The sequence below is a fragment of the Pseudomonas sp. C8002 genome, from assembly GCF_013385765.1.
Lineage (GTDB): Bacteria > Pseudomonadota > Gammaproteobacteria > Pseudomonadales > Pseudomonadaceae > Aquipseudomonas.
Window position 1 is genome coordinate 1 of the sequence record NZ_JACAPJ010000030.1, and the last position, 12672, is coordinate 12672.

Annotated in this window: 10 protein-coding genes; 6 read left to right on the top strand and 4 right to left on the bottom strand. The window is 60.8% G+C overall.

The window, feature by feature from the left end:
- Positions 1-379: 379 nt before the first annotated feature.
- From HX814_RS27075 to cobA, 6 genes are all read left to right on the top strand, one after another.
- The gene (locus HX814_RS27075) at positions 380-1591 is read left to right on the top strand and encodes a NarK/NasA family nitrate transporter (RefSeq protein ID WP_003215029.1); all 1212 of its coding nucleotides are present in this window, start codon (positions 380-382) and stop codon (positions 1589-1591) included.
- Positions 1591-3261, top strand: a complete 1671-nt coding sequence (locus HX814_RS27080; RefSeq protein ID WP_177008971.1) for a bifunctional protein-serine/threonine kinase/phosphatase — start codon at positions 1591-1593, stop codon at positions 3259-3261. Before HX814_RS27075 ends, HX814_RS27080 begins: the two co-directional genes overlap by 1 nt.
- 232 nt (positions 3262-3493) lie before the next feature.
- Complete coding sequence (nirB, locus tag HX814_RS27085) at positions 3494-5947, top strand: nitrite reductase large subunit NirB (RefSeq protein WP_177008970.1); 2454 nt, start codon at positions 3494-3496, stop codon at positions 5945-5947.
- Positions 5944-6261, top strand: coding sequence for a nitrite reductase small subunit NirD (nirD, locus tag HX814_RS27090; protein ID WP_003215022.1), 318 nt, complete (start codon positions 5944-5946; stop codon positions 6259-6261). The genes nirB and nirD overlap by 4 nt, the downstream gene beginning before the upstream one ends.
- Complete coding sequence (locus tag HX814_RS27095; RefSeq protein ID WP_177015437.1) at positions 6261-8969, top strand: nitrate reductase; 2709 nt, start codon at positions 6261-6263, stop codon at positions 8967-8969. Before nirD ends, HX814_RS27095 begins: the two co-directional genes overlap by 1 nt.
- A gap of 9 nt (positions 8970-8978) precedes the next feature.
- Positions 8979-9722, top strand: a complete 744-nt coding sequence (gene cobA / locus HX814_RS27100) for a uroporphyrinogen-III C-methyltransferase (RefSeq protein WP_003215019.1) — start codon at positions 8979-8981, stop codon at positions 9720-9722.
- Between the two features lie 60 nt (positions 9723-9782).
- Here the strand turns inward: cobA and HX814_RS27105 are convergent, their stop codons facing one another.
- The 4 genes from HX814_RS27105 to HX814_RS27120 form a co-directional block, all read right to left on the bottom strand.
- On the bottom strand, positions 9783-10766 hold the full coding sequence (locus tag HX814_RS27105) for an OmpA family protein (protein WP_003215016.1): 984 nt from the start codon (positions 10764-10766) through the stop codon (positions 9783-9785).
- A 107-nt stretch (positions 10767-10873) separates the two neighbouring features.
- Entirely contained in the window at positions 10874-11464 is a 591-nt protein-coding gene (gene sigX, locus HX814_RS27110; RefSeq protein WP_003215014.1) for an RNA polymerase sigma factor SigX, read from the bottom strand.
- Between the two features lie 87 nt (positions 11465-11551).
- A complete protein-coding gene (locus tag HX814_RS27115) occupies positions 11552-12376 on the bottom strand; it encodes a mechanosensitive ion channel domain-containing protein (RefSeq protein ID WP_008432650.1) in 825 nt (274 codons plus the stop codon).
- Positions 12377-12378: 2 nt separating this feature from the next.
- On the bottom strand, positions 12379-12624 hold the full coding sequence (locus HX814_RS27120; protein ID WP_010563822.1) for a hypothetical protein: 246 nt from the start codon (positions 12622-12624) through the stop codon (positions 12379-12381).
- Positions 12625-12672: the final 48 nt, after the last annotated feature.

A 12672-nucleotide genomic window follows, 5' to 3' on the forward strand; every position in this document is an offset into this window, starting at 1 on the left:
GCTGGCACTCCGAGCCTAACCGAGCCACCGAGTAGTGGTCCAAAGACCTTTTGGTTACTTTTGGGGCGTTTGCCAAAAGTGACCCGCTGTAAGAGCGGAACCCTAAGCCGCCGTTACCGCAGCAACGGATATGTACACCACACCACACCACACCACAACGCCCCCACCCCCTGTTGGCCCACCTCTTGCTAAAGAATCCCCACAGGTAGCCAACGGCGGTTGCCCCCTCCACGACAAAGACGTCGCACACCCGGTTTGCCCCAGCGAACCCGGTGGCGGCGTTTTTTCGTTTTGGCCCCATAGCCCGGGGCCGATGGGGCGGCCACAGCCGTTCCATCACCAGGCCTTCTCATAAGACCCCTTACCGCTGAGGTGCGTGATGAAATCAAGCTTCTGGAAATCCGGTCACACCCCGACCCTGTTCGCCGCGTTCCTGTATTTCGACCTGAGCTTCATGGTCTGGTACCTGTTGGGCCCATTGGCGGTACAAATCGCCGCCGACCTGCACCTCACCACCCAACAACGCGGCCTAGTGGTCGCCACCCCCATCCTGGCCGGCGCAGTGCTGCGGTTCCTGATGGGCATGCTCGCCGACAAACTCTCCCCCAAGACCGCCGGCCTGATCGGCCAGGTGATTGTCATCGGCGCCTTGTTCGTCGCCTGGAAACTCGGAATCCACAGCTACGAGCAAGCCCTGCTGCTGGGCATGTTCCTCGGCATGGCGGGAGCCTCGTTCGCCGTCGCCCTGCCCCTGGCGTCCCAGTGGTACCCCGCCGAGCACCAGGGCAAGGCCATGGGCATCGCCGGCGCCGGCAACTCCGGGACGGTGTTTGCTGCCCTGCTGGCACCGGTGCTCGCCGCCGCGTTTGGCTGGAGCAATGTGTTCGGCTTCGCACTGATCCCGCTGATCCTGACGCTGATCGTCTTCGCCTGGCTCGCCCGCAACGCCCCGCAACGACCCAAGGCCAAGTCCATGGCCGACTACTTCAAAGCCCTGGGCGACCGCGACAGTTGGTGGTTCATGTTCTTCTACAGTGTGACCTTCGGTGGTTTCATCGGCCTGGCCAGCGCCCTGCCCGGCTATTTCAACGACCAATACGGCCTGAGCCCGGTCACCGCCGGCTACTACACCGCCGCCTGCGTATTCGGCGGCAGCCTGATGCGGCCTTTGGGCGGCGCCCTGGCCGACCGTTTCGGCGGGATTCGCACCCTGCTCGGCATGTACGGCGTGGCAGCGATCTGCATCGCGGCGGTGGGGTTCAACCTGCCAAGCTCCTACGCAGCACTGGCGCTTTTTGTGTGCACCATGCTCGGTTTGGGTGCCGGTAACGGTGCAGTCTTCCAACTGGTGCCCCAACGCTTTCACCGCGAGATTGGTGTGATGACCGGCCTGATCGGCATGGCCGGCGGCATCGGCGGTTTCGCCCTGGCGGCGGGCATGGGCGCGATCAAGCAAAGCACCGGCAGCTATCAGTTGGCGCTGTGGTTGTTCGCCAGCCTGGGCGTGCTGGCCTGGTTCGGCCTGTACGGCGTCAAGCGTCGCTGGAGAACCACTTGGGGCTCGGCTGCGGTGACGGCTGCACGGGTCTGATGAGCCTGCAACTGAGCTTCGCCCAAGCCAGCGCCACCGGCCCACGGCAGGAAAACCAGGACGCCTTGCGCCTGGTCACTCCCGCCCCGGAGCTGGCCGCCAGCAAAGGCTACCTGTGTGCCATCGCCGATGGCGTCAGCCAATGCGCCGATGGCGGACTGGCTGCACGCTCGACCTTGCAAGCGCTGGTCCTGGACTATTACGCCACGCCGCAAACCTGGGGCGTGGCCCAGGCCCTGGAACGCTTGCTGGTGGCCCAGAATCGCTGGCTGCAAGCCAACGGCGGCGGCCAGCCGTTGCTGACCACCCTCAGCGTCCTGGTGTTTCGCGGCCAGCGTTTCACCCTGGCCCATGTGGGTGATTGCCGGGTGTATCGCTGGCTCGATGGCCAGTTGCAGCGCCTGAGCCAGGAGCATGTGTGGGAGCAACCGGGCATGCAGCATGTGCTCAAGCGCGCCATGGGCCTGGATCAGCATCTGGTGCTGGATTTCCTCGACGGCGAGTTGCGGGCAGGCGAGTGTTTCCTGCTGCTCAGCGACGGCGTGTGGGCGACCCTGGATGACAACAACATCAGCGCAATCCTGCGGGAACAGTCGGACCTGGACCTCGCGGTAAACACCCTGGTCAGCGCCGCGCACCTGGCCGGTAGCCAGGACAACGCCAGCGCCCTGCTGGTCCGCGTCGACCAGCTTGGCGCCGCCACCCTCGGCGATGCGCTGGTGCAGTTGCAGCAATGGCCCCTGCCGCCCCCCCTGAAACCCGGCCAGCGCTTCGAAGGCTGGCACGTAGAGTCGCTGTTGGGGCAAAGCCGCCAATCCTTGCTCTATCGGGTGCGCGATGCCCATCAACAGGCGTGGCTGCTGAAGACCTTGCCGCTCAGCCACGACGATGACGTGTTCGCCGCCCAGGCATTGCTGTCAGAGGAATGGTTCCTGCGCCGGGTCGCCGGCCGCGCGTTTCCTGAAGTCCATCCAGCCAGTGGCCGTCAGCATTTGTACTACGTGATGCGTGAATACTCCGGCCAAACCCTGGCCGAACTGTTCAAGCACCAGGGCCCATTGCCCCTGGCGCAGTGGCAAACCCTGGCCGAGCGCCTGTTGCGTGCCGTCGGGCTGCTGCACCGCCGGCAGATCCTGCACCGCGACATCAAGCCGGAAAACCTGCTGCTGGCCGAGGATGGCGAATTGCGTGTGCTGGACTTCGGCCTGGCCTACTGCCACGGGCTCTCGGAGGATCGCGCGCACCTGTTGCCTGGCACGCCAAGCTTTATCGCCCCGGAAGCCTTCAACGGCGAACGCCCTACCCCGCAACAGGACCTGTATAGCGTCGGTGTGACCTTGTATTACCTGCTCACCGGGCATTACCCCTACGGCGAAATCGAAGCTTTCCAGCGTCCCAGGTTCATTACGCCTGTCGGCGCCAGCCGCTACCGCCCCGACCTGCCCGACTGGCTGCAACAGAGCCTGGAGCGCGCAGTCGCCGCGCAACCCGAGCAGCGTTATGAAACTGCCGAGGAATGGTTGCTGGTACTGGAGCAGGCGGATCGCCGCGAGTTGAGCACGCGACCAAAACCGCTGCTGGAGCGCGAACCGCTGAAGGTCTGGCAAACGTTGGCCGTGCTGTCGCTGCTGATCAATCTGGTGCTGTTGTACTGGCTGTTGCACCACTAAGAGGCGAAATTTCTTGATACATCACCGCCTCACTTAGCAAAACCGGCCAAAATCCTACTTGGCACAACCGCTGCATTAGCTTTCCCATCAACACACATATAGCCGCACCTTCAACGTCGAAGGTCGGGCTTCCCGAGAGAACGGGACCAGGACAAAGGCGTCCTCGCTACTTACGTAGCGGGGACGCCTTTTTTTGTTGCGCACGATTTGTCGAGCCACTGCGGAGAACGACATGAAGAAACTCAAACTGGTGATGATCGGCAACGGCATGGCCGGGGTTCGCACCCTTGAAGAATTGCTCAAGCTGAGCACCGACCTGTACGACATCACCGTTTTCGGCGCCGAGCCCCACACCAATTACAACCGCATTTTGCTGTCGCCGGTGCTGGCCGGTGAGCAGACCTTCGAAGAGATCGTGCTCAATGACTTGAGCTGGTACCTCGATAACAACATCAAGCTGTTGCTTAACCGCAAAGTGGTGCAGATCGACCGGGTCAAACGCAAAGTCATCGCCGAAGACGGCAGCGAGGCCGAGTACGATCGCCTGCTGATCGCCACCGGCTCCACGCCGTTTATCCTGCCGATCCCGGGCAATACGTTGCAGGGTGTGATCGGCTACCGCGACATCGCCGACACCCAGGCCATGATCGACACCGCCAAGACCCACAAGCACGCGGTCGTCATCGGCGGCGGCCTGCTGGGCCTGGAGGCCGCCAACGGCCTGATGCTGCGTGGCATGCACGTGACCGTGGTGCATATCGGCGAGTGGCTGCTGGAACGGCAACTGGACAAGACCAGCGGCCAGTTGCTGCAAACCGAACTGGAAAGCCGTGGCCTGGTGTTTCGCTTGAAGGAGCAGACCGAGGCGCTGCATGACGCTGGCAACGGCCGCGTCGGCTCGGTGCAATTCAAGAATGGCGATGTGATCCCCGCCGACCTGGTGGTGATGGCTGCGGGCATCCGCCCCAACACCGAACTCGCGGAAAAATCCGGCATCCCGTGCAACCGTGGGATTCTGGTCAACGACACCCTGCAAACCTACGACCCGCGCATCTATGCCATCGGCGAATGCGCCAGCCATCGCGGGATTGCCTACGGCCTGGTGGCACCGCTGTTCGAGCAGGCCAAGGTCTGCGCCAACCACCTCGCCCAACTGGGTTTCGCGCGCTATCAAGGCTCGGTGACTTCGACCAAATTGAAAGTCACCGGCATCGACCTGTTCTCCGCCGGGGACTTCATGGGCGGCGAAGGCACGGAAACCATCACGCTTTCCGACCCGATTGGCGGTGTGTACAAGAAGCTGGTGATCAAGGACGACATCCTCGTCGGCGCCTGCCTGTACGGCGATACGGCTGACGGCGGCTGGTATTTCCGGCAGATCCGTGAGAACCATGCCATTGGCGAGATCCGCGATCACCTGATGTTCGGTGAAAATGCTTTGGGAGATGTAGGCCACCAAGGCCAGGACAAAGCCATGAGCATGGCCGACACCGCCGAAGTCTGCGGCTGCAACGGCGTGTGCAAGGGCACCATCGTCAAGGCGATTCAGGAACACGGTCTGTTCAGCGTCGACGACGTGAAGAAGCACACCAAGGCTGCCAGTTCCTGCGGTTCCTGCGCCGGGCTGGTGGAACAAATCCTGATCAACACCGTGGGCGGCGCGGCGGACGTCAAACCGAAAAGCGAAAAAGCCATCTGCGGCTGCAGCGACCTCAACCACGGGCAAATCCGCCAGGCCATCCGCGACCAGCACCTGCTGACCATCGCCGGCACCATGAGCTACCTGAACTGGCGCACCCCGAACGGCTGTGCCACCTGCCGCCCGGCACTCAACTACTACCTGATCTCCACTTGGCCCGGCGAGGCAAAAGACGATCCGCAATCGCGCCTGATCAACGAACGCGCCCACGCCAATATTCAGAAAGACGGCACCTACTCGGTAGTCCCAAGGATGTGGGGTGGTGTGACCAATCCGTCGGAACTGCGGCGCATCGCTGATGTGGCCGACAAGTACAACGTGCCGATGGTCAAGGTTACCGGCGGGCAGCGCATCGATTTGCTCGGCATCAAGAAGCAGGACTTGCCCGGCGTATGGAAAGACCTCGATATGCCATCCGGCCACGCCTACGGCAAATCCATCCGCACCGTGAAGACCTGCGTCGGCAGCGAGTTCTGCCGCTTTGGTACGCAGAACTCGACGCAACTGGGGATTGAGCTGGAACATGACCTGTTCAATATGTGGTCGCCCCACAAGGTCAAGCTGGCAGTGTCCGGCTGCCCGCGCAACTGCTCGGAAGCGGGGATCAAGGACGTGGGAATCATCGGCGTCGATTCCGGCTGGGAGATGTACATCGGCGGTAACGGCGGGATCAAGACCGAGGTCGCCGAGTTCTTCGTCAAGCTGAAAACCGCCGAAGAAGTGCGCGAATACAACGGCGCTTTCCTACAGCTCTACCGGGAAGAAGCCTTCTACCTGGAGCGCACCGTGCACTACCTGCAACGGGTCGGCATGGAGCACATCAAGAAGGCTGTACTGGAAGACCCGGCGCGGCGCCAGGCACTGAATGAACGCCTGCAATTCTCCCTGTCGTTCGAGCAGGACCCGTGGAAAGAACGCCTGGAACAGCCGCTGCTGAAAAAGGAATTCGACACCATCCCCGTCAAACTGCTGGAGGTGCCGGCATGAACTGGCTGGATATCTGCGCCCTCGAAGAAATCAACGCCCTGGGCTCGCGCATCATCAGCGGGCCAAAAGGCGACATCGCGATTTTTCGTACCAGTGACGACGAGGTTTTCGCCCTCGACGACCGCTGCCCGCACAAGGGTGGCCCGCTGTCCCAAGGCTTGATCTACGGCAAGCGCGTGGCCTGCCCGCTGCACAACTGGCAGATCGACCTGGAGTCCGGGGAGGCCCAGGCACCGGACGTCGGCTGCGCCCATCACCACCCGGCCCGTGTGGAAAACGGCCGGGTGATGTTGGCGCTGCGGGACGCCGGTTGATGAACCGCCAGACCACCGCGTCCACCTGCTGCTACTGCGGGGTCGGTTGCGGCGTACTGATCGAGCATGATGGCTCGCAGATCCTCGGCGTCAGTGGCGATCCGAGTCATCCGGCCAACTTCGGAAAATTGTGCAGCAAGGGCTCCAGCCTGTACCTCACCGGAGACCTCGCGGCCCGCGCGTTGTACCCGGAACTGCGGCTGGGCAAAGGCCTGGCCCGCAGCCGCACCGACTGGGATACCGCCCTGGAGCACGCGGCGAACGTGTTTGCCGAAACCATCGCTGAACACGGGCCGGACAGCGTCGCGTTCTATATTTCCGGGCAGTTGCTGACCGAGGATTACTACAGCTTCAACAAACTGGCGCGGGCGCTGGTGGGCACCAACAATATCGACAGCAACTCGCGGCTGTGCATGTCTTCGGCGGTGGTCGGCTACAAGCGCAGCCTGGGGGCCGACGCGCCACCGTGCAGCTACGAGGACCTGGAGTCGAGCGACTGCGTGATGATCGTCGGCAGCAATATGGCCTACGCGCATCCGGTGTTGTTCCGACGCCTGGAGGAAGCCAAGGCCCGCCGGCCACAGATGAAAGTGCTGGTAATTGATCCCCGGCGCACCGACACCTGCGACTTGGCGGACCTGCATCTGGCGATTTTGCCGGGTACGGATGTCGCATTGTTCCATGGGATCCTGCACTTGCTGTTGTGGGAAGACTGGATCGACCGCGACTTTATCCAGGCCCATACCGACGGCCTGGTCGAACTCAAACGCCTGGTTCACGACTACACACCGCAAATGGTCACGCAGTTGTGCGGGATCAGTGTCGAGCAACTGCGTCTGTGTGCGGAATGGGTCGGCACCTCGGCGAGTTTTCTGTCGTTGTGGTGCATGGGGCTCAATCAGTCCACCGCCGGCAGCGCGAAGAACAGCGCCTTGATTAACCTGCATTTGGCGACCGGCACCATCGGCCGCCCTGGCTGCGGACCTTTCTCCCTGACGGGTCAGCCGAATGCCATGGGTGGGCGGGAAACCGGCAGTTTGTCGAATTTACTGCCTGGCCATCGTGAGGCTGCCAACCCCGAACATCGGGCAGAAGTAGCCGCGTATTGGGGGGTCGACCAACTGCCGGCCAGCACCGGGCTGACCGCCATCGAATTGTTTGAACAGATGCAGGCCGGCAAGATCAAGGCCTTGTGGATCGCGTGCACCAACCCCGCCCAATCCCTGCCCGACCAGAACACCGTGCGCCAGGCCCTGGAAGCGTGTCCGTTCGTGGTGCTACAGGAAGCCTTTCGTACAACCGAGACGGCGCGTTACGCCGACCTGTTGCTGCCAGCCGCGAGCTGGGGCGAGAAGGAAGGCACAGTGACCAACTCTGAGCGGCGCATTTCCCACGTTCGCCGAGCCATCGCCCCACCTGGGGAAGCGCGGCCGGACTGGGCAATCACCGTGGATTTTGCCCGACGCCTGGAGCAGCGTCTTTGTCCCGGAAAACCGGGGCTTTTTGCCTTTGAGCAACCGGCACAGATCTTTGATGAATACAAGCTGCTGACCCGTGGGCGGGACCTGGACCTGTCGGGTATCAGCCACGCGCTGCTGGACCGGATAGGCCCGCAGCAATGGCCATTCCCGGCCGATGCGGTGGGCGGAACGCCAAGGCTGTACACCGACGGATTTTTCCCTACGGAGACTGGCCGGGCGCACTTTGTCGCCGACCCTTATCGCGCCGCCAAGGAGCAGCGTGACGCGCGCTTCCCACTCACCCTGATCACCGGCCGCCTGCGGGACCAATGGCATGGCATGAGCCGCACCGGCACCGCTGCGCAGCTGTTCGGCCATGTCAGTGAAGCAGTGCTCAGCCTGCACCCGGACGAACTGCGTCGCCATCGCTTGAAGGAAGGGGATCTGGTCAGCCTGAAAAGCCGGCGCGGCAGCGTGATTGTGGCCGTCGGCAGCGATGACAGCGTGCGTCCCGGCCAGGCTTTCCTGCCGATGCACTGGGGCGACCGTTTTCTTAAAGGCGGCGTAAATGCGCTGACCCAGCCGGCATTCGACCCGCTGTCCAAACAGCCGGAACTCAAGCACAGCGGCGTGCGCCTGGAGGCGGTGCGGCTGCCCTGGCACTTGTTTGCGCTGATTGAAGGCGATGTGCAGCAACACTTCGAAGCGTTGCGACCGCTGTGTGACGGCTTTGCCTACGTCAGCCTGAGCCTGACCGGACGCGAGCGGCCTGCCCTGCTGATTCGTGCGGCGCATCACGAGGCGCCCGCCCTTGAACTGCTCAAGCAGATCGACCAACTGCTGGGCCTCAACGACGGCCCCGTGATGGCGTACGACGACCCGCGGCGCTCCATTGGCAAGCGGGTAAAGATTGAAAAAGGCCGTATCACCGCGATCCGCCTGGCTGGCGAAACCCTGGCTCGCCACTGGCTGCAAAGCCTGTGGCTGGAAGGTCGCACCGATGAGCAGTTACGCCGCTGGTTGTTGGCGCCATTGAGTGCGCCACCGGGGGGCGGCTCAAGCAGCAACAAGACGCTGTGCAACTGCAAGAACGTCAGCGAAAGCGCGGTCTGCGCCGGCATTGCCCGGGGCCTGGACCTGAACGGGCTGAAGCAGGAACTGGGTTGCGGCACGCAATGCGGCTCCTGTGTGCCGGAAATCAAACGGTTATTGGCGAGTGGCAAGCAGCCAATCGCGATCAGAGTGTGAGGCAAGCATATGAGCGCAAAAGTCTGGCTGGTGGGCGCAGGCCCCGGCGATCCGGAACTGCTGACACTCAAGGCGGTGAGAGCCCTGCGGGAAGCCGATGTGGTGCTGATCGATGATCTGGTCAACCCGGCGCTGCTGGAGCATTGCCCCGCTGCACGGCTGATCACCGTGGGCAAACGCGGTGGCTGCCGTTCCACCCCACAGGCGTTTATCCATCGCCTGATGTTGCGTTATGCCCGGCAGGGTAAGTGCGTGGTGCGGCTCAAGGGCGGCGACCCGTGCATTTTTGGTCGCGGCGGCGAAGAGGCGGCGTGGCTCAGGCAGCAAGGGGTGGAAGTGGAGTTGGTCAACGGCATTACGGCAGGGCTGGCCGGGGCAACGAACTGCGATATCTCGCTGACGTTGCGCGGTGTCAGCCGTGGCGTCACGTTGGTCACGGCCCATACCCAGGACGACAGCAGCCTCAATTGGCGGGCCCTGGCCGAGGGCGGAACGACGCTGGTGATCTATATGGGGGTGGCGAAACTGGGGGAAATCCGCCGGCAATTGCTGGAAGGTGGCATGAGCGATGACATGCCGGTGGCGATGATTGAAAACGCTTCACTGCCACAACAGCGCGAATGCCGCAGCAGCCTCGCCCGGATGCAGGATGATGCGCACGAATTCGCGCTCAAGAGCCCGGCTATCCTGGTGATTGGCCGGGTTGCGCAAGCGACGCAGGCGCTTGCGGCCCTGGCCAGCGCCACGGCCTGAGGCAAATTACAGGCGAAAAAAAGCCCGGCCTAAGCCGGGCTTTTTTCTACAACTCAGTAATTACTGAGCTGCTTGTGCTTCTACCGAGGCTTCTACGCGACGGTTGATAGCACGGCCAGCTTCAGTTGCGTTGTCAGCAACTGGGCGGGATTTGCCATAACCAACCGAGCTTACACGGTTAGGAGCGATACCGTCTTTGACCAGGACTTGCTTAACAGCGTCAGCACGACGCTGGGACAGCTTCTGGTTGTAAGCGTCAGGACCGACGGAGTCAGTGTGACCTTCAACAACGGTGGTGGTTTGTGGGTACTGTTTCATGAAGTCAGCGAGGTTTTTCACGTCGCCGTAGCTGTTAGGCTTAACAACCGACTTGTCGAAGTCGAACTTCACGTCCAGCTCAACACGAACAACCTGAGCAACCGGAGCTTCTGGCTCTGGGGTTGGCTCTGGAGCTGGTGCTGGGGTAGGAGCTGGAGCAGTTTTGCCAGCGTTGCCGCCGAAGTTTACGCCCAGGCCAACCAGTGCGGAGTAGTCCCACTTGCCGTTGTCGATAGCGTAGTCAGCTTCAACACCAGCACGTGCGAACAGGTTGTCGGTGAAGTAGTACTTCACACCAGCGCCAGCGATAGCCAGGGTCGATTGATCGCGACCTTTGTGACCATCAGCTTCAACGTTGGTACGGCTCTGGTGGCCGAAACCGCCCTCTACGTATGGACGCAGGGAGTCGACGCCAGCTTGACCGAAGTGGTACTGGGCAGTAACGCTGCCGGTATCACCTTTGATCTTCTGGTTGCCAGTACCGTCGTTCGAACGGGTGTGGTTGGTAGTGTCGTAGTTCAGGTTGATCGACACGTCGTCGGTCAGGAAGTAACCGATGCTGGCGCCAGGATTGAAGCCGTCTTCGATATGTTTGACGCTATCGTTGAACTGCTTTTTGTAAAACAGCTGGCCTTCAACTGCGCCTTGGCCTTGTGCCAGAGCGCCGACAGAAGTGGCAGCAATAAGAGTACCAATGGCCAAGCCCAAGGTGTTTTTCAGTTTCATCCGTTAAATCCCCATCTGGTGATTGTAAAGCAGTCCCACATACCGGGGGACAACTCGGCGACAAGTCTAACAGAACTTGCCTACACGTAAGAGATATTTGCCACGCACTAAGTTTCAGTGCTGCCCGCAAATTTCTCACGTAATTTATCAAGAGCGCGTTTGTAACGCATTTTTGTAGCACTCAAACCCATATGCATGATGTCAGCGATCTCCTGAAACTCCAGCTCTGCGACAAATCGTAGCACCAGAATTTCCCGATCAATCGGATTCACATGCACCAACCAGCGATCGAGTCCGCCCTTTTCTTCCGGGGTAGGCGCCTTTTCCTCAGACGCTTCCTCAAGGGGGTCCAGACTCAAAGCATCCATCAAGCGACGCTTTCGCCGTTCCTTCCGATACTGCGTGATGCACTCGTTGTACGTGATGCTATAGAGCCATGTCTTGAACTTCGATTTTCCCTCGAAGTTCTTCAGGCCGTATAGCACCTTGAGCATCACTTCCTGACAGACATCATCCGCATCTCTATCGTTCCCTAAATACCTTGAACAAACGTTGAACAGAGTGCGTTGATACCTGCGCATCAATTCTTCGTACGCGCGTGTTACGTGAAACAGCTCCGTGTGCGAGCGCGCGACCAACTCCTCATCAGAGAGCTCACGGGGGTCATAGCGCGTGGACAGCGTTTGGGCTTTATTCAAAACAAGTCGTGCCGACAGTCAGGTCAATGTCCGCCATGGCCTGGATACCCAGGTTTGCGGCGGCGTACATTAGCAGGATTCGCCGGGTTAGCGGCTAGTCACATGCTGTTCCAGCAGGATCCGGTTCGAAAGCGACACCAGTTCGCCATCGTCCGTCAGCACTGTCGTCTTGACCGTGCCGATCTCCTCGATCTGCCCTTCGACCTCGCCCACACGCACTTGTTGCCCAACCTGATATAGCTCACGCACATAGATTCCCGCAAGAATCTGCCCGGCAATTTCCCGGCTTCCCAGTCCCATGGCCAGCGCAACGGCCAGACCAACGGTAATCAAAACAATCACAATCACATGGTTCAGCAGGTCAGTCTTGACCTCCAGCTGGCTGATCGCGACCGAAATACTGATGATAATCACCAGACCCTGGGCAATTCGCCCCAGGCCGCTGGCGTAATCCAGACCCACGCCTTCAGCCGCGCCACGCACCAGGCCATTGGCCAGTTGCGCCAGCAAAACCCCTACCAGCAACACCAGCGCGCCACCGAATACTTTCGGCAAATACAGCGCCAGCATGTCGAGCGTAGCTGAAACTCGCTCAAGTCCAAGGGATTCAGCCGCAGAAACCAGAAAAATCAGCAAAACAAACCAATAAACGATCTTGCCGATCAGTGTCGAGATCGGCACTTGCAACCCGGCACGCCCCAAAATCTTGGTCAGGCCGGTGCCACCCATCAATCGATCAAGACCCAGCTTAGCCAGCAACTTGGAAAGCAGGGTGTCAAGCAGCTTGGCCACGACAAAACCCAGCAGTACCACCACCAGTGCACCAAACAGGTTGGGAATGAAATTCGCCACCTTGGTCCACAACGCAGTCATTGCAGTTACCAGACTCTGGGTCCAGAGATCGAGTTCCATATTCATTCAGCCTTATCAGCAGTGCGAGCAAGAGATTTACGACGGGAAACCGGTGAGACATGGGCCGAACCATTGTTCAAGGCCATCATCAACGCCGGCAACCAGCGGCCAAGCAGACCGAACAGATCCCCAGCCCCGACCTGGCGGTTGGCGGTTTTCAAGACGCGACCCAGGCAAGCATCGTCGTCCCGGTTGGACGGCGAGGCATTGAGCATGTCACGCAAAGACTGTTCGAACGGATCGTGCATAAAAAACCTCTCGCAAGTGATTTAAAAGACGAGGGTAAAATTCTTCGG

Excerpts from the sequence above, each read along its gene's own strand:
- HX814_RS27080 (WP_177008971.1), top strand. The coding sequence starts at position 1,591 with ATGAGCCTGCAACTGAGCTTCGCCCAAGCCAGCGCCACCGGCCCACGG.
- HX814_RS27105 (WP_003215016.1), bottom strand. The coding sequence starts at position 10,766 with ATGAAACTGAAAAACACCTTGGGCTTGGCCATTGGTACTCTTATTGCT.
- cobA (WP_003215019.1), top strand. The coding sequence starts at position 8,979 with ATGAGCGCAAAAGTCTGGCTGGTGGGCGCAGGCCCCGGCGATCCGGAA.
- HX814_RS27075 (WP_003215029.1), top strand. The coding sequence starts at position 380 with ATGAAATCAAGCTTCTGGAAATCCGGTCACACCCCGACCCTGTTCGCC.
- HX814_RS27115 (WP_008432650.1), bottom strand. The coding sequence starts at position 12,376 with ATGGAACTCGATCTCTGGACCCAGAGTCTGGTAACTGCAATGACTGCG.
- nirD (WP_003215022.1), top strand. The coding sequence starts at position 5,944 with ATGAACTGGCTGGATATCTGCGCCCTCGAAGAAATCAACGCCCTGGGC.
- nirB (WP_177008970.1), top strand. The coding sequence starts at position 3,494 with ATGAAGAAACTCAAACTGGTGATGATCGGCAACGGCATGGCCGGGGTT.
- HX814_RS27120 (WP_010563822.1), bottom strand. The coding sequence starts at position 12,624 with ATGCACGATCCGTTCGAACAGTCTTTGCGTGACATGCTCAATGCCTCG.
- HX814_RS27095 (WP_177015437.1), top strand. The coding sequence starts at position 6,261 with ATGAACCGCCAGACCACCGCGTCCACCTGCTGCTACTGCGGGGTCGGT.